This is a genomic window from Agromyces intestinalis (assembly GCF_008365295.1).
Taxonomy (GTDB): Bacteria; Actinomycetota; Actinomycetes; order Actinomycetales; family Microbacteriaceae; genus Agromyces; species Agromyces intestinalis.
Map to the genome: position 1 here is coordinate 1,662,923 of NZ_CP043505.1, position 15,433 is coordinate 1,678,355.

Consider the following 15,433-nt stretch of genomic DNA (forward strand, 5'->3'; position numbering starts at 1 on the left):
ACGGTACCGGGTGGGGTGCCGGATGTCCCGGGCCGGGCGTCGCCCTTCCAATGCGTGGGACGATGGAGGGGATGACTTCGTTCGACACCGACACGGTCGGCGGCCGTCGGGTCGCCGACATCCGCCGCGACTTCCCCGCCTTCGACCCGGTCGACGGCGCAGCCCCCCGCACGTACCTCGATTCCGCGGCGACCTCGCAGCGCCCGCGGCAGGTGCTCGACGCCGAACGCGATTACCTCGAGCACCACCTCGCCGCGGTCCACCGCGGCACGAGCGCCGCGGTCGGCGAGTCGACCTCGTTCTTCGAGGACGCGCGCGAGACGGTCGCGCGATTCGTGGGCGCCGGCGAGCGCGAGCTGGTCTGGGCCGAGAACGCCACCGATGCGCTGAACATCGTCGCGCTCGGCATGGCGGATGCCTCGGCCGGACTCGGCGGGCCCGAGGCATCCGTCTTCTCGCTCGGGCCGGGCGACGAGATCGTGGTGACCGAGGCCGAGCACCATGCGAACCTGATCCCCTGGCAGCGGCTCGCCGCGCGCACGGGCGCGACGCTCGTCCCGGTGCGCGTCGACCAGCACGGCCTGTGGTCGATCGACGCGATGCGTTCGGTGCTCAACGAGCGCACGCGGGTGGTCGCGTTCGCCGAGATCTCGAACGTGACGGGGTACCTCGCGCCGGTCGCGGATGTCGCGGAGCTGGCGCATCGGCACGGCGCCCTCGTCGTGCTCGACGCGTGCCAGTCGGTGCCGCACCGCCCGGTCGACTTCGCCGCCGCCGGCGTCGACTTCGCCGCGTTCTCGGGCCACAAGATGCTCGGGCCGAACGGTATCGGCGCGCTGTACGGCCGCGCCGAACTGCTCGACGCGCTGCCGCCCGCTCGCACCGGCGGGTCGACGATCACGCTCGTCACGCTCGAGCACGCCGACTTCCTGCCGTCGCCGCAGCGATTCGAGGCCGGAACGCAGCCGGTGTCGCAGGCGGTCGCCCTCGCCGAGGCGGTGCGATACCTCGACGCGATCGGCATGGAGTCGGTGGCGTCGCACGAGGCGGCGTTCGCCGAGCGGGTGATCGACGGGGTCGCGGCGCTGCCCGGGGTGCGGGTGCTCGGACCGCAGGCGGGCGCGCCGCGGGCGGGGCTCGTGAGCGTCGCCATCGAGGGGGTGCACGCCCACGACGTGGGGCAGTTCCTCGACGAGTCGGGCGTGGTGGTGCGCACCGGGCACCACTGCGCGCAGCCGTTGCACCGGGCTCTCGGACTCACCGCGTCGACGCGCGCGTCGTCGCACGTCTACACGACCGGCGACGAGGCCGACCGGTTCGTCGCCGCGCTCGCCGAGGCGCGCCGGTTCTTCGGGGTGGCGGCATGAGCGGGCTGTCGGGTTCGGGTCTCGAGGGGCTGTACCAGCAGCTCATCCTCGAACATTCGAAGGCGCGGCACGGCGAGGGCGTGCTCGACCACGCGGATGCCTCGCATCACGAGCTCAACCCGAGCTGCGGCGACGAGCTGACCCTGCAGGTGCGTCTCGCCGACGACGGCGAGCGCATCGAGGCGGTCGCCTGGCAGGGCGACGGATGCTCCATCTCGATGGCCTCGACGTCGGTGCTCGTGGATCTCGTCGCCGGAGCATCCATCGAGGAGTCGCTCGCGCGGGCCGAGGCGTTCCGCACGATGCTGCGCTCGAAGGGCGCGGGCGAGCCCGACGAGGAGCTGCTCGGCGATGCCGTGGCGTTCCACGGCGTCTCGAAATACGTCATGCGCGTGAAGTGCGCGATGCTCCCGTGGGTCGCGCTCGAAGCTGCGGTGAAGCAGGCGGCAGCCGCCCACTGATCGCCCTCGCCGGTCGGGTCAGCCCCACACGCCGGGGTACCGCTGCTCGTCGAGCACCCGCGCCGCGAGGTCGGCGGGCACGTCGGCGAGGCGCGCGGGGTTCCACTTCGGCGCGCGGTCCTTGTCGATCACCTGCGCCCGGATTCCCTCGGCGAGATCGTGCTGCTCGATGAACCACGTCACCGCACGGAACTCCTGCTCGAGCGCGTCTTCGAGCCTCGGCAGGGTGCGCGCGCGACGCACGGCTTCGAGCGTGACGGTCAGCGCGGTGGGCGACAGGGTTTCGAGTTCATCGGCGGCGGCCGAGGCATCCGGATGCTCCGCAGTGCGCAGCCGTTCGATGATCTCGTCGACCGTGGGCGCCGAGAAGCACGCGTCGACCCAGTCGCGCGCGAGCGCGAGCTTCGATCGCCCGGGGGTCTCGTCGAAGAGCATGACGATCTCGCTCGGCGTGCCGGGGTCGGCGCGTTCGGCGAGCGCCTGCAGCAGGTGCGGCAGGTGCTCGCTCGGCACGTACGCGTCGGCGAAGCCGGCGTACAGCGCGTCGGCGGCGTCCATGGTGCGCGAGTTGAGTGCGAGGTGCACGCCGAGCTCGCCCGGCGCCGACGCGAGCAGCCAGGTGCCGCCGACGTCTGGCGTGAACCCGATGCGGGTCTCGGGCATCGCGAGCTTCGACCGCTCGGTGACGACCCGGATCGACGCGTGCCCCGCGAGCCCGATGCCACCGCCCATGGTGATGCCGTCCATGATCGCGACGACCGGTTTCGGGTAGCGCGCGATCGCGGCATCCAACCGGTACTCCTCGCGGAAGAAGCGGTGGGCGTCCTCGTGCCGGTCGCTCGTGGCCATCTCGTGGAGCTCGCGGATGTCGCCGCCGGCGCAGAATCCGCGGTCGCCGGCGCCGTCGAGCACGACCAGCCCCACCTCGGAATCGTCGCGCCACGCGTCGAACACGCCGGTGAGCAGCCCGATCATCTCGTAGCTCAGCGCGTTGATCGCCTTCGGCCGGTTGAGCGTGACATGGCCGACCCCGTCGGCGACGGTCGCGTCGATGGGTTCGCTCACGGATGTCACGCTAGCGCGTCGCCCCCGACCCCGACCTGTCGATTGGACGCGATTCGGCACCCCTCCGCCCGAGCGTCCGCCGAATCGCGTCCAATCGACGGTGCGGGGGCGACCGTTCGGTACCCGGATCCGGCGCGGCGCGTCGACGAGCGCCGCCGGGGACGTAGGATCGGCGGGTGGTCCCGGTCGAGAGTCTCATCGCGTTCGCCGTGGCGTCGATCGTGCTGATCGCCATCCCCGGCCCGAGCGTGCTGTTCTCGGTGGGGCGGGCGCTCGTGCTCGGGCGTGTCGGCGGGCTGCTGAGCGTGCTCGGCAACGCGCTCGGGCTGCTGCCGATCATCGTCGCCGTCGCGCTCGGTGTCGGCGCGTTCGTCGCGAAGTCGGTCGTGCTCTTCACGATCATCAAGATCGCCGGGGCGCTCTACCTCGTGTACCTCGGCATCCAGGCGATCCGGCATCGCAGGGCCGCCGGCGCCGCCCTCACCGGTGAGGTCGTACGCGTCTCGCGCTGGCGCCAGCTCGGGCAGGGCTTCGTCGTCGGCGTGACCAACCCGAAGACGATCGCGTTCTTCGTGGCCGTGCTGCCGCAGTTCGTGTCGCTCGAGGCCGGGTCGGCGGTGCTGCAGATGCTCGAGCTCGGGCTCGTGTTCTTCGTGCTGGCGATCATCGGCGACAGCACGTGGGCGCTCGCCGCCGGCGCCGCCCGCGACTGGTTCGTGAAGTCGCCGAAGCGTGCCGAACGGCTCGCCGGAACCGGCGGGGTCATGATGCTCGGACTCGGCGGGATCCTCGCCTTCTCGAGCAACGCCTGAGCCGGGCCCCCGCCCGCCTCTGCGCCACGTGCGCGCGCTCCGCGCCACCTCATCTGGCGCAACCGACGCGGAAGTGGCGCAGCGGGAGGGGTAGGTGGGGCGGGGGCGGGCCGGCGAGCGCGGGCCGACGGGCGAGCGCGGGCCGGTCAGGCGTCGGCCGGGTTCACCGCCGTGCCGACGAGGATGCCCCGCGCGAGCGCGTGCGGAAAGCTGCGTCCGCCCAGCACGGCGGGCGTGGCATCCGGGTCGAGGTCGAGCCTCGCGACGTCCAGCGCGGTGACGACGAAGAAGTACCGGTGCACGCCCGACCCCGCCGGCGGCGCCGAGCCCGCGTAGCGGTGCTCGCCGCTCTCGTTGCCGAGCACGAGCGCGCCGGGCGGCAGCTTCAACCCGCCCGCCTCGCCGGCACCCGCGGGCAGCGACGTGACCGACGCGGGAAGGTTCGCGACCGCCCAGTGCCACCACCCCGACCCGGTCGGCGCATCGGGGTCGTAGCAGGTGACCGTGAAGCTCTGCGTCTCGCCGGGGAACCCCGACCACGACAGCTGCGGCGATCGGTCGCCCGCCCCCTGACCCGAGGCGCGCAGCGCGAGCGGGAGCGGCTCGCCGTCGGCGAAGTCGGTACTGGTCAGCTCGAACGAGCCGACCGGCCTCAGCTTCTGCAGGGCCGCGTACGGGTCGAGATCGAGCATCGTCGCCTCCTTCGGGGCATATACGGGCGTCCTCAGCAACCCCGCCGCCAACGGGCAGGATCCTCACCTCAGGCTATGGGCATCCGCTCAACCTGCGCACGTACGATCGGCCCGTGCCGCTCGCCAAGATCCTGCTCTACTACGTCTTCACGCCGTTGGCCGACCCCGAGGCGATCCGGCTGTGGCAGCGCGACCTCGCCGAGTCGCTCGGCCTGCGCGGGCGCATCCTCATCTCGAAAGACGGCCTGAACGGCACCCTCGGCGGCGAACTCTCCGCCCTCAAACGGTACGTGCGGACGACTCGCGAGTACGCCCCCTTCCAGACGATCGACTTCAAGTGGAGCCAGGGCACCGGCCTCGATGCATCCGGGGCGAGCCTCGACTTCCCGAAGCTCAGCGTGAAGGTCCGCGACGAGATCGTGTCGTTCGGCGCACCCGGCGAGCTGCGCGTCGACGAGCACGGCGTGGTCGGCGGCGGTCGCAAGCTCAGCCCCGAAGCACTGCATGCGCTGGTGTCGATCCGCGGCGAGGAGGTCGTGTTCTTCGACGGGCGCAACGCGCTCGAGGCCGAGATCGGCCGGTTCCGCGACGCGATCGTGCCCGACGTCGAGACCACGCGCGACTTCGTCGCCGAGCTCGACAGCGGCCGCTACGACGACCTGAAAGGCCGGCCGGTCGTGACGTACTGCACCGGCGGCATCCGATGCGAGGTGCTGTCGAGCCTCATGCGCGACCGCGGCTTCGGCGAGGTGTACCAGCTCGACGGCGGCATCGTGCGGTACGGCGAGGCGTTCGGCGACGACGGGCTCTGGGAGGGGTCGCTCTACGTCTTCGACGGGCGCGGCTCGGTCGACTTCAGCGACCACGCCGCGGTGATCGGGCGGTGCGGCGGGTGCGGCGCCGCGACCAAGCGCACCGCGAACTGCCCGGATGCCTCGTGCCGCGTGCAGTTCGTGGTCTGCGAGTCGTGCGACGCGATCGCGTGCGAGGCGCATGCCGGCGAGGCATCCGCTCACCGCGTCGCGTAGCGACGGCTCGGCCGAGGCGACCCAGTCGAGGTACCGGGTCATCAGGCTGACCCCGACATCGTCGATCGGTTCGCCGCGGTTCGCCAGCACGATCACCGCGGTTCCGGCGGTGCAGTCGATGCGCAGCGACGCATACGCGCCGAGGGTCGACGGTTCGGCCGAGCGGCAGGCGGCGGCGCGAAGACCGGGTGAGCGCATGGGCTCGACGCGAGAGGGGCGGCGAGCCCTCCGTCATCGGGGTCGTCCCTGACTGGGCCGCTCCCTCGGTCGCCGCGCGTACGCGCGCGCCGGCCGGCTCGACAGCGCGAGCATGATGAGGATGTCGAGGGCGAGCGTGGCAAGGGTCTCGTCGATGGTGATCCGCTGGTCGCCCGCCCACCAGGCGGCGAAGGTCAGGCTGATGCTGACGGTCGCGAAGACCATCACGAGGATGCGCGGCCAGTTCCAGCCGACGAAGATGAACACGGCCAGCGCGAGCTGCACCGCGAGCACGACCGCGCCGACGACGATGACGACGGCGAGCGCCGCGTCGCTCGCCTCGCCGAGGTCTGCGGGGTCGAGGTCATCGAACTCTGCGGACAGCACGTTCCGCCACTCGACCGCGATCGCGACGAGCACCGCCACACCGGCGAGCACGCGCAGCAGCACGAGGACCGCCCCGACCGTCGTCGCCGCGGGGCGCCGCATCCGCGGATCGGGCCGCACCGGTCGGGCGAGGTCGCTCGGCGCCTCGAACGCGGGCCGCTTGCCCACCTCGGTCATGGCAGCGCTCCGCCCGCCGACGCCTCCGCGGGTCGAGCAGCGCCCGACGAAGGAGTGCGCGTATCGAGACCCTGTGACGTGCGCTGGGTCGCGTCGGTCTCGAGAACCGCTCGCAGATCGACGATCGGCAGGTCGCCGTCGGTCGTGATCGTGTCCCCGCCGCCGTTGCGCGAGTGATAGCCGGCGGAGAACTTCTCGATGACCGCGACGCGCACCGCGGCATCCGCACCCTGCAGCGACCGCACGATGTGGTCGCGCTCGACGTCGGTGTTCGCGTCGATCTTGTGTGTGATCTGCAGCGTGAACAGCGAGAAGCCGACCGCGCGGTCGAACGTGCCGGCGGCGAGCCAGTCGACTCGGGCGCCGCCGGGCAGCAGCCAGTCGTCGGGGGTGCGCCAGAAGCGCACGTGGTGGCGCTTGGCCGGGTTGCCGGCGACCTCCTGCTGGTACGCGAAGTCCTGCTGGCGCCCGAACAGGAACAGCGGGCTCACCGGCGCCTCGTCGTAACTGCGACGGGTGAGGGTCGAGGCGATGATGCGCCAGCTCGACGCGAGGGTGATGTCGTCGGCGCGGGTCCAGCCCGCCTCGGCGAGCACCCGGTGCAGTTGCGCCTCATCGCCGAGCAGTGCGAGGTTCACCGGGTCGCCGAGCAGGCCGTCGCTCGTGCGAGTGCGCCCCATGAAGTAGTCGGGCACGTAGATGGTGGTGAGGATGCGGTGGAACCGCGGCAGCACCAGGTAGGCGAGCAGCACCCAGAACGCGAGGAACAGCAGGATGCCCCACCAGCCGAATGCGAACGACTCCGTGAGCAGCAGGTACGCGAGCCACAGCGACGCGACGCCCGCGTAGACGAAGAAGAATCCGTCGAGCACGGCGTTGACCGAGAACCGCCTCACGCGCGGTGCTCGCCGGCGCTCCCCCGTCGCCTCGGGCATGTCGAAAGACTAGCGGGGCGGCAGTCCCGCGAGCGCGGCGACCGCGCGCGCGAGCGCATCGCCGCTCGGCACCTCGCCGTCGGGGCTGATGAGCCACAGCAGGCCGAGCCCCTGGACGAGCACGAACTCGAGCTGGGCGATCGCCTCGATCTGCGCGTCGGGGAGGTCGGGGTGGGCTGCGCGGAGGTTCTCGGCCATGCCGAGGTGGCCCGCCGCGATCGCTTGGCGAAGGTGCCGGGTCTCGTTCGAGTCGGGGTCGCGCAGCACGCGCAGGGTGTTCTCGACGCTCGCGATGAGCGCTTCGCGGTGGTCGGCGAAGACCTCGGGCATACGGTTCCATCGGTCGGCGAATCCGTCGAGCAGCGGCTGCTCGCGGGCGTCGAGCACGAGCGCCTCGATGTCGTCGCCGATGCCCGAGCCGAGTGCTTCGACGAGCGCCTCGGTGACGAGCCGGTCTTTCGAGCCGAAGTGGTACCCGATCGCGGCGAGGCTCACCCCCGCCTCGGCGGCGATGTCGCGGGCGGTCGCCTTGGCGACGCCGCGCTCGAGGATGACGCGCCGCGCGCCGGCCAGGAGGTCTTCACGGTTGCCCATGACCCCATGGTAGCGGAGCGTCTGAGACATCTGTACTAGACATTCGTCTGAATCCGGAGTAGAACATCTGTCTAAGACATACGTTTCACGAAGCATCCGCCGCCCTCCATGAAGGAATCGCCATGACCACCCGCCCCACCCCCCACGTCCTCGTCTCGGGCGCCGGCATCGCCGGCACCGCGCTCGCACTGCAGCTCATCCGCAGCGGCATCCGCACCACGGTCATCGAGCGCGCCGCCGCTCCCCGGCCCGGCGGCCAGGCCGTCGACCTGCGCGGCCCGAGCCGCGAGGCCGCCGAGCGCATGGGCCTCATGCCCGGCATCACCCGCCACCAGCTCCAGGAGGAAGGACTCATCTACGTCGATGCCCACGGCCGCGGCTACGGCCGCATGGCGATGGAGGACTTCGACGGCCAGGGCGCCGTCGCCGAGATCGAGATCACCCGCGGCGACCTCGTCGAGGTCATCGCCGAGGCGCTGGCCGAGGCATCCGCCCTCGCCGTCGACGAGGCCGGCGAGCCGCTGCTCGACCTGCGCTACGACGACGCGATCGCGTCGCTGACGCAGGACGCCGACGGCGTCGACATCCGCTTCACCTCGGGCCGCTCGCGCCGGTTCGACCTCGTCGTCGGCGCCGACGGCGTGCACTCCGCGACCCGCCGACTCGCATTCGGCCCCGAAGAGCGGTACGCGACCCCGCTCGGCGGGTACGGCGCGTTCTTCACCATGCCGAGCCCCGCCGACCTCGAGCCCGACTGGTTCTCGATGCGGCTCGTGCCGGGCGCGATGCTCGGCATCCGGCCCGACGCCGACCCCGCGACCTCGAAGGCGATCCTCACCGTGCGCGGCCCGCACGACCCGTCGCTCCGGCGCGACCGCGCGGCCCAGCAGGAGGTCGTGCGCCAGGCGATCCAGGGGGCCGGATGGCACGCCGACGCGGTGCTCGCCGCGATGGAGGAAGCCGACGACTTCTACTTCGACGAGCTCGTGCGCGTCGACGTGCCCGATCTCGCCGCCGGCCGGGTCACCCTCGTCGGCGACGCCGGGTACTCGGGCTCGCCGCTGACCGGCATGGGCACCGCGATGGCGCTCGTCGGCGCGTACGTGCTCGCCGCCGAACTCGCCGCGACCCCCGGCGACCCCGCGGCCGCCATCGCACGGTACGGGGCGGCGATCGCGCCGTTCCTCGAGCAGGCGAAGAAGATCCCCGGCGGCAGCCTTTCGACGATGCTGCCGCGCACGAAGCTGCTCTCGGCGCTGTCGAAGGCCAACGTGAAGGTGATGCTGTCGCGCCCGCTGCGACCGCTCATGAAGCGGATGTTCCTCGCCGGCCAGGGCGCCGAGCTCGACCTTCCCGCAACCTCCGCCGACGCCGCCCTCGACCGCGTGAGCGCCGCCTGACGACGGCGCCGTCCGCGGCGCGAGAGGCCGCGCCGTCCGCGGCGCCGTCCGCGGCGCGATCCACGAGCCGAACCGCGGCCGGGCACGATCCGGCCGCGGTTAGGCTCGTCGTCATGGCCTACGACGTCTCGCGCATCCGTGCGCTGTTCCCCGCGCTCGAGACCGGATGGGCGCAGTTCGACGGGCCCGGCGGCACGCAGACCCCGCGCGCGGTCGGCGAGGCGATCGCCGCGACCCTCACGGGGCCGCTGTCGAACCGCGGCACCACGAGCCCGAGCGAGCAGCGCGCCGAGGATGCCGTGGCCGGATTCCGCCTCGCGATGGCCGACCTGCTCGACGCGCACCCGCGCGGCATCGTGCACGGCCGCAGCGCGACCCAGCTCGTCTACGACTTCTCGCGGCACTTGTCACGCGACTGGGGCCCCGGCGACGAAGTGATCGTCACCCGGCTCGACCACGACTCGAACGTGCGGCCGTGGGTGCAGGCCGCCGAGCGCACCGGCGCGACCGTGCGGTGGGCCGACTTCGACCCCGCCACCGCCGAGCTGCCGGTCGCCGCGATCGCCGATCTGCTCTCGGAGCGCACTCGGGTGGTCGCGGTCACGGCCGCGTCGAACCTGCTGGGCACGATGCCGGATGTCGCGGCCATCGCCGAGGCCGCGCACGCCGTCGGCGCGCTCGTGTTCGTCGACGGCGTGCACTTCACCGCGCATGAGCTGCCGGCGCTCGGCGCGCTCGGCGCCGACCTGTTCACCTGCTCGCCGTACAAGTTCCTCGGGCCGCACTGCGGCGTGCTCGCGGGCGACCCGGCGCTGCTCGAGACGATCCGCCCCGACAAGCTCGCGCCGTCGACGAACGTCGTGCCCGAGCGGTTCGAGTTCGGCACGCTGCCGTACGAGCTGCTCGCCGGGGTGACGGCCGCCGTCGACGTGCTCGCGGGCCTCGATACTGCGCCCGACCAGGGCGTGGCATCCGGTTCGCGACGAGATCGACTGGATGCCTCGTACCGGGCGCTGCACGCGCACGAGTCGGCCCTGCTCGCCGAACTGGAGGCCGCGCTGGCCGACCTGCCCCGCGTGACGGTGCACTCGCGCGCCACGCGGCGCACGCCTACCCTGCTGCTCACCTTCGAGGGACGCGAGGCGGCGTCGGTGACGGCGGCGCTCGCTTCGCGGCGCATCCTCGCGCCGAGCGACAACTTCTACGCGCTCGAGGCTTCGCGTCGGCTCGGCCTCGGCGAGGCGGGCGGGCTGCGCGTCGGGCTCGCGCCGTACACCGACGCCGACGACATCCAGCGACTCATCGACGGGCTGAAGGAGGCCATCGCATGACTACGGAATCCGGCACGACGAACGCCACGGGCGCCGAGCGCGGCGCCGAACTGCGACGACTGCATACTGCCCCCGAACTGCTGCAGGTCGTCAACGTGTGGGACGTCGTCAGCGCGAAGGTCGTCGCCGCGCATCCAGAGACCCGCGCGCTCGCGACGGCCGGGCATTCGATCGCCGCGAGCTTCGGCTATGCCGACGGCGAGATCCCGATCCACCTGATGCTCGACATGATCGGCCGGATCGCCGCAGCGGTCGACGTGCCCGTGAGCGCCGACCTCGACGACGGCCACGGCGATGCGGCCGAGACCGTGCGGCGCGCGATCGGCGTCGGCGCCGTCGGCGCGAACATCGAGGACCGCCTGCGCCCGCTCGATGAGTCGATCGACGTCGTGCGCGCGGTCGTGGCGGCCGCCGAGACCGAGGGGGTGCCGTTCGCGCTCAATGCGCGCACCGACGCCTTTCTGCTCGCCGGCGACCGCCCGTTCGCCGACTCGCTGAGCGACGCGATCGCACGCGGTCGCGCATACATCGACGCAGGCGCGACGTGCGTGTTCGTGCCCGGCAACTTCGGCGAGGACGTCGTGGCGGCCCTCGTCGACGGCATCGGCGAGCGACGCGTGAGCGTGATCGGCCTGCCCGCACTGCCGGCGCCCGGCCGGCTCGAAGAGCTCGGCGTCGCACGGGTGTCGTACGGCCCGACGACGCAGCGGGTCGCGCTCGGCGCCCTCGACGACCTCACCGCGTCGCTGTATGCGGGCGGCGTGCTGCCCCGAGTCATCCGCGACCTGAACTGAGCGCACCACCCGACCCGCGTTGACCGGTCGGCGAGTGTTTCCGTTCGCCGCCCGTCCGCCCGCCCGCCGCCCGTCGCCCGCCGCCCGTCCGCCCGCCCGCCCGTCGCCCGTCGCCCGTCGCCCGTCGCCCGTCGCCGAGTGTTTCCGTTCGCGCACGCTGTTCCCGTTCGTACGGAAACACGGTGCGCCAACGGAAACACTCGGCGGGAGGAGAGGAGGGGTGGCGCGAGGAGGGTGGCGCGAGGAAGGGGTGGCGCGAGGAAGGGGTGGCGCGAGGAGGGGTGGCGCGAGGAGGGGTGGCGCGAGGAGGGGTGGCGCGAGGAGGGGTGGCGCGAGGAGGGGTGGCGCGAGGAGGGGTGGCGGGAGGAGGGGTGGCGGGAGGAGGGGTGGCGGGAGAGCGCGGCGAATCCGCGAATCCCCCGCGTGACGGATGCTGCGTGTCGGGCCCCCTCGATAGGGTGACGAGTGGCGGCAACGCCCGCCGGAGACGAGGAGCGCCCATGGCGAGCGGCATCCCCATCGAGATCTCAGGGCTCACGAAGCGATTCGGCCATGTGACGGCGGTCGACGACCTGAGCTTCACCGTCGAGCCCGGGCGCGTGACCGGGTTCCTCGGCCCGAACGGCGCCGGCAAGACCACCACGCTGCGCAGCCTCCTCGGCCTCGTGAAGCCGACCGCGGGCACCGCCACCTTCGACGGCACCCCGTACGCGAAGCTCGAACGCCCGCTCGAGACGGTCGGCGCGGCCCTCGACGCGGCGTTCCACCCCGGGCGCACCGCGCGCGACCACCTGCGTGTGTACGCGACCGCGTCGGGCATCGCGAAGGCCCGGGTCGACGTGGTGCTCGAGCAGGTGGGCATCGCCGAGTACGCGAACCGCCGGGTCGGCGGCTTCTCGCTCGGCATGCGGCAGCGGCTCGCCCTCGCGTACACGCTGCTGGGCGACCCCGGCGTGCTCGTGCTCGACGAGCCGATCAACGGGCTCGACCCCGAGGGCATCCGCTGGATCCGCATCTTCCTGCAGGGCCTCGCCCGCGAGGGGCGCACCATCCTCGTCAGCTCCCACCTGCTGAGCGAGGTGCAGCAGACGGTCGACGAGGTCGTCATCATCTCGCGCGGCCGACTCGTGAAGACCGGCACCCTCTCGAGCCTCGAACTCGATTCCGCACCGCGCACGGTCGTCGACTCGCCCGACAGGTCGGCGCTCGCGACGGCGCTCGACACCGCCGGGCTCGAGTACACCCCGGGCCGACAGGGCTTCATCGTCGACGAGCCCGAGCCCGGCCGGGTCGGTCACGTCGCGTTCGTCGCGCAGGTCGAGCTGAACTCGCTGCACCGGCTGCGCAGCGGGCTCGAAGAATCCTTCCTCCAACTGGTCGGCGAACCGAACGGCCCGGATGCCACGGGCCTCGAGCCTGCCGCGACGGGCACCGCCGCAGCCGAGGCATCCGGCGGGCCCGAGGCATCCGGTGGGCCCAAGGCATCCGGTGGGCCCGAGGCATCCGCCCAGCCCGAGGCATCCGGCCCGGCCGACCAACCCGACGCACCCGACGCCCCGCCCGCCGCGACGACCGAATCGGAGGCCTGACATGCGCGCGATCGCCTCCGAGTTCCAGAAGACGCTGACCACCCGCATGTGGTGGCTGCTCGCCATCCTGCTCGTCGCATACATCGCCCTGCTCGCCGGCGGGTTCGGCGCGTTCCTCGGCTGGGCGATCGGCAACCCCGAACAGGCCGCCGAGGCGAGCAGCGGAGGCGGCGCGCTGCTGCCGCCCGGCGCGCAACCGTGGCCGCTCGTCTACAGCTTCGCGACCTCGATCGGGTACGTGTTCCCCGTGCTGCTCGGCGCGCTCGCGGTCACGAGCGAGTTCCGGCATCGCACGCTCACGCCCACATTCCTCGCCACGCCGAACCGCGGCGTCGTGCTCACCGGCAAGCTCGTGTCGCAACTCATCATCGGCGGCGTGCTCGGCGTGCTCGCGTTCGCGGCGTCGGTCGGCGCGGGGTCCGGCGCGCTCGCAGCCTTCGGCGTCGAGACCGGGCTCGACCAGTCCGACACGTGGGCGATGGTCGGCCGCGGCATCCTCGCGATGGCGCTGTGGGGCGCGATCGGCGTGGGGCTGGGATCGGTCGTGCCGAACCAGGTCGCCGCGATCGTGATCGTGATCGCGTTCACCCAGTTCGTCGAGCCCGTGCTGCGACTGATGGCATCGCTCTCCGACATCACCGCCCGGATCGGGCAGTTCCTGCCCGGGGCGGCGAGCGATGCGCTCGTCGGGGCGTCGTTCTATTCGGTCGCGATGGGTGGAGGCGGCGTCGTGGCGCTCGAGTGGTGGCAGGGCGGGCTCGTGCTCGCCGGCTTCGCCGCCGTACTGTCGATCATCGGTGGGCTCACGACCTGGCGCGGAGACGTCTCGTAGGTGGAGCTCGCCGAGCTTCGATCGCGGCGGCTGTTCGCGCAGCGGCTACGGGCGGGCGGGTCGGCGCGCGCAGCGGGAGCGAGCCCGTTGGACGCAGGCGCAGCGGGGGCGGATGCCTCGCCCGCCGATCTCGTGCGCGACGCGCTGGCGGTGCAGTCGCAGGAGTACCTTCCGGCGCAGTGGGGGCTGGCCCAGCGCCTTCCCCTCGCGGGCCGGCCGGGTCGAGCCGAGATCGCGGCGCAGATCGACGACGGCGTGATCCTGCGCACGCACGTGCTTCGGCCGACGTGGCACTTCGTGCATCCCGACGACGCGCGGTGGCTCGTCGGCCTGTCGGCCGAACGCGTGCACCGGCAGAACGGCACGATGTACCGGCGCGGCGGCATCGAGGGCCGACTGCTCGCGACCGGTCTCGACGTCGTCGCCCGCGAGGTGGCGGGCGGGCATCGCACGCGCGTCGAGGTGCAGACCGCCCTCGCACATGCGGGCGTCGAGCTGTCGGGTCCGTCGCTGGCGCACCTGATCATGTACGCCGAGCTCGAGCGTGTGATCATCTCGGGGGCCTCGGTGGGCGCGCAGCGCACGTACGCCGCGTTCGACGAGCGAGTGCCGTCGGGCCCTGAACGCGATCGAGCCGACGCGCTGGCCGAGCTCGCCGAGCGGTACCTGCTGACCCGCTCCCCTGCATCGGCCCGCGATCTCGCGACCTGGTCGGGGTTCACGCTCGGGGACGCGCGGCAGGCGCTCGCGGATGCGGCCGATCGCACGGGCGGGCGGATCGCCCCGCTCGCCTCCGATGCCACAGGTGACACGGGCGGCGCCGGCGCCACCGGCGGCGCCGACGAGCTGTGGCACGATGCATCCGTCTCGGCCGCGTGGGCGGCGCGCCCGCCCGACGCTGCGACGAGCGACGACGACCCGAGCCGGGTCGACCTGTTGCAGGCGTACGACGAGTACATCATGGGCTATGCGACACCCCGGCCCCACCTGCAGCCGGACGGCATCGACGCGGCGATCATCGCCGAGTTCCCGCTGCACGCGATGATGGTCGGCGGGGTGATGTGCGGGCGCTGGGCGCCGACGGTGCAGGGGCGGCGCGCGACCGTGCGCCTCGTGCCCTGGCGGCACATGTCCCCCGCCGAGGCGCGCTCGCGCGACGTCGCGATCGCCCAGGTCGAGGCGTTCCTCGGGGTGCCGGTCGAGTTCGTTCACGACGAGACTTGATAGTTCGAACTCATACTGTTAGAGTTCTAACTATGAACGATCGACTGGCGCGCATCAACGCGGCGATCCGGGCATTGGGCTTCGCCCAGCGAAGCTCGGCCGACGAGTGGGTCCGCGAGAGCGGACTCACCCGGCAGCAGGCGTTCACCATCGGCTACATCGAAGAACACCAGGACCGCGGCGTGATCGCCCGCGAACTGGCCGAGATATCCGGTACCACCGCCGCATCCGTCGCGAGCCTGCTGCAGGGGCTCGAAGAGCGCGGCCTCGTCACGCGCACGCCATCACCCGATGACTCGCGCGTCAAGCTGCTGCGCGTCACGCCCGCCGCATCCCGCCTCACCGAGGGATTCGAGGACGCGATGATCGCAGCACAAGAGCAGCCCTTCGCGGTGCTCACGCCCGACGAGCAGCAGACCTTGCTCAGCCTGCTCGAACGCGTGACCGCCGACATCGAGCCCGTCGGGCCTCCCCCGCCGCGCCGACGCGACCGCTGATCCGCACCATCGCCTGAGGCCTCAAACGCGCCTCAGGGTCTCCCCCTGCT

Annotated in this window: 16 protein-coding genes; 11 read left to right on the plus strand and 5 right to left on the minus strand. The window is 72.5% G+C overall.

Features of this window, described 5'->3' with window-relative positions; translation table 11 throughout:
* Window positions 1–71 precede the first annotated feature (71 nt).
* Both FLP10_RS07640 and sufU read left to right on the plus strand, forming a co-directional pair.
* The gene (locus tag FLP10_RS07640) at window positions 72–1,367 is read left to right on the plus strand and encodes an aminotransferase class V-fold PLP-dependent enzyme (RefSeq protein WP_246150276.1); all 1,296 of its coding nucleotides are present in this window, start codon (window positions 72–74) and stop codon (window positions 1,365–1,367) included.
* Window positions 1,364–1,828: a Fe-S cluster assembly sulfur transfer protein SufU gene (gene sufU, locus FLP10_RS07645; RefSeq protein WP_149160324.1), complete on the plus strand. Its 465-nt coding sequence runs from the start codon at window positions 1,364–1,366 to the stop codon at window positions 1,826–1,828. Before FLP10_RS07640 ends, sufU begins: the two co-directional genes overlap by 4 nt.
* Window positions 1,829–1,846: 18 nt before the next feature.
* Here the strand turns inward: sufU and FLP10_RS07650 are convergent, their stop codons facing one another.
* The gene (locus FLP10_RS07650) at window positions 1,847–2,893 is read right to left on the minus strand and encodes an enoyl-CoA hydratase/isomerase family protein (protein WP_149160325.1); all 1,047 of its coding nucleotides are present in this window, start codon (window positions 2,891–2,893) and stop codon (window positions 1,847–1,849) included.
* 176 nt (window positions 2,894–3,069) lie between these two features.
* Between FLP10_RS07650 and FLP10_RS07655 the strand changes: the two genes are divergently transcribed.
* A complete protein-coding gene (locus tag FLP10_RS07655) occupies window positions 3,070–3,705 on the plus strand; it encodes a LysE family translocator (protein ID WP_149160326.1) in 636 nt (211 codons plus the stop codon).
* A 146-nt stretch (window positions 3,706–3,851) separates the two neighbouring features.
* On the opposite strand, the gene FLP10_RS07660 is transcribed toward FLP10_RS07655, so the two are convergent.
* The gene (locus FLP10_RS07660; RefSeq protein ID WP_149160327.1) at window positions 3,852–4,397 is read right to left on the minus strand and encodes a YbhB/YbcL family Raf kinase inhibitor-like protein; all 546 of its coding nucleotides are present in this window, start codon (window positions 4,395–4,397) and stop codon (window positions 3,852–3,854) included.
* Window positions 4,398–4,510: 113 nt separating this feature from the next.
* Here FLP10_RS07660 and trhO point away from each other — a divergent pair, with 113 nt between their 5' ends.
* A complete protein-coding gene (trhO, locus tag FLP10_RS07665; RefSeq protein ID WP_149160328.1) occupies window positions 4,511–5,425 on the plus strand; it encodes an oxygen-dependent tRNA uridine(34) hydroxylase TrhO in 915 nt (304 codons plus the stop codon).
* A gap of 231 nt (window positions 5,426–5,656) precedes the next feature.
* Here the strand turns inward: trhO and FLP10_RS07670 are convergent, their stop codons facing one another.
* The 3 genes from FLP10_RS07670 to FLP10_RS07680 are packed head-to-tail and all read right to left on the minus strand — an operon-like array spanning window position 5,657 to window position 7,716.
* Window positions 5,657–6,187 carry a hypothetical protein gene (locus tag FLP10_RS07670; protein ID WP_149160329.1) on the minus strand — a complete coding sequence of 177 codons (531 nt, stop codon included), beginning with the start codon at window positions 6,185–6,187 and terminating at the stop codon, window positions 5,657–5,659.
* Entirely contained in the window at window positions 6,184–7,122 is a 939-nt protein-coding gene (locus FLP10_RS07675; protein WP_149160330.1) for an LssY C-terminal domain-containing protein, read from the minus strand. Before FLP10_RS07675 ends, FLP10_RS07670 begins: the two co-directional genes overlap by 4 nt.
* A gap of 9 nt (window positions 7,123–7,131) precedes the next feature.
* Window positions 7,132–7,716: a TetR/AcrR family transcriptional regulator gene (locus FLP10_RS07680; RefSeq protein WP_149160331.1), complete on the minus strand. Its 585-nt coding sequence runs from the start codon at window positions 7,714–7,716 to the stop codon at window positions 7,132–7,134.
* Between the two features lie 122 nt (window positions 7,717–7,838).
* Here FLP10_RS07680 and FLP10_RS07685 point away from each other — a divergent pair, with 122 nt between their 5' ends.
* The 7 genes from FLP10_RS07685 to FLP10_RS07720 all read left to right on the plus strand — a co-directional run bounded on the left by FLP10_RS07685 (window position 7,839) and on the right by FLP10_RS07720 (window position 15,383).
* Complete coding sequence (locus FLP10_RS07685) at window positions 7,839–9,116, plus strand: FAD-dependent monooxygenase (RefSeq protein ID WP_149160332.1); 1,278 nt, start codon at window positions 7,839–7,841, stop codon at window positions 9,114–9,116.
* Window positions 9,117–9,229: 113 nt separating this feature from the next.
* Entirely contained in the window at window positions 9,230–10,447 is a 1,218-nt protein-coding gene (locus FLP10_RS07690) for a cysteine desulfurase-like protein (RefSeq protein WP_149160333.1), read from the plus strand.
* Window positions 10,444–11,241 (plus strand): isocitrate lyase/PEP mutase family protein, encoded by a 798-nt coding sequence (locus tag FLP10_RS07695; protein ID WP_149160334.1) that lies wholly within the window; start codon window positions 10,444–10,446, stop codon window positions 11,239–11,241. Before FLP10_RS07690 ends, FLP10_RS07695 begins: the two co-directional genes overlap by 4 nt.
* Before the next feature lie 500 nt (window positions 11,242–11,741).
* Window positions 11,742–12,830 (plus strand): ABC transporter ATP-binding protein, encoded by a 1,089-nt coding sequence (locus FLP10_RS07705; RefSeq protein ID WP_149160336.1) that lies wholly within the window; start codon window positions 11,742–11,744, stop codon window positions 12,828–12,830.
* Between the two features lies 1 nt (window position 12,831).
* A complete protein-coding gene (locus FLP10_RS07710) occupies window positions 12,832–13,662 on the plus strand; it encodes an ABC-2 transporter permease (RefSeq protein WP_149160337.1) in 831 nt (276 codons plus the stop codon).
* Window positions 13,663–13,749: 87 nt separating this feature from the next.
* Complete coding sequence (locus tag FLP10_RS07715; RefSeq protein ID WP_168209132.1) at window positions 13,750–14,886, plus strand: winged helix DNA-binding domain-containing protein; 1,137 nt, start codon at window positions 13,750–13,752, stop codon at window positions 14,884–14,886.
* Between the two features lie 32 nt (window positions 14,887–14,918).
* On the plus strand, window positions 14,919–15,383 hold the full coding sequence (locus FLP10_RS07720; protein ID WP_149160339.1) for a MarR family winged helix-turn-helix transcriptional regulator: 465 nt from the start codon (window positions 14,919–14,921) through the stop codon (window positions 15,381–15,383).
* Window positions 15,384–15,433 lie beyond the last annotated feature (50 nt).

Excerpts from the sequence above, each read along its gene's own strand:
- FLP10_RS07640 (WP_246150276.1), top strand. The coding sequence starts at position 72 with ATGACTTCGTTCGACACCGACACGGTCGGCGGCCGTCGGGTCGCCGAC.
- sufU (WP_149160324.1), top strand. The coding sequence starts at position 1,364 with ATGAGCGGGCTGTCGGGTTCGGGTCTCGAGGGGCTGTACCAGCAGCTC.
- FLP10_RS07660 (WP_149160327.1), bottom strand. The coding sequence starts at position 4,397 with ATGCTCGATCTCGACCCGTACGCGGCCCTGCAGAAGCTGAGGCCGGTC.
- FLP10_RS07670 (WP_149160329.1), bottom strand. The coding sequence starts at position 6,187 with ATGACCGAGGTGGGCAAGCGGCCCGCGTTCGAGGCGCCGAGCGACCTC.
- FLP10_RS07675 (WP_149160330.1), bottom strand. The coding sequence starts at position 7,122 with ATGCCCGAGGCGACGGGGGAGCGCCGGCGAGCACCGCGCGTGAGGCGG.
- FLP10_RS07680 (WP_149160331.1), bottom strand. The coding sequence starts at position 7,716 with ATGGGCAACCGTGAAGACCTCCTGGCCGGCGCGCGGCGCGTCATCCTC.
- FLP10_RS07685 (WP_149160332.1), top strand. The coding sequence starts at position 7,839 with ATGACCACCCGCCCCACCCCCCACGTCCTCGTCTCGGGCGCCGGCATC.
- FLP10_RS07690 (WP_149160333.1), top strand. The coding sequence starts at position 9,230 with ATGGCCTACGACGTCTCGCGCATCCGTGCGCTGTTCCCCGCGCTCGAG.
- FLP10_RS07695 (WP_149160334.1), top strand. The coding sequence starts at position 10,444 with ATGACTACGGAATCCGGCACGACGAACGCCACGGGCGCCGAGCGCGGC.
- FLP10_RS07705 (WP_149160336.1), top strand. The coding sequence starts at position 11,742 with ATGGCGAGCGGCATCCCCATCGAGATCTCAGGGCTCACGAAGCGATTC.
- FLP10_RS07710 (WP_149160337.1), top strand. The coding sequence starts at position 12,832 with ATGCGCGCGATCGCCTCCGAGTTCCAGAAGACGCTGACCACCCGCATG.
- FLP10_RS07720 (WP_149160339.1), top strand. The coding sequence starts at position 14,919 with ATGAACGATCGACTGGCGCGCATCAACGCGGCGATCCGGGCATTGGGC.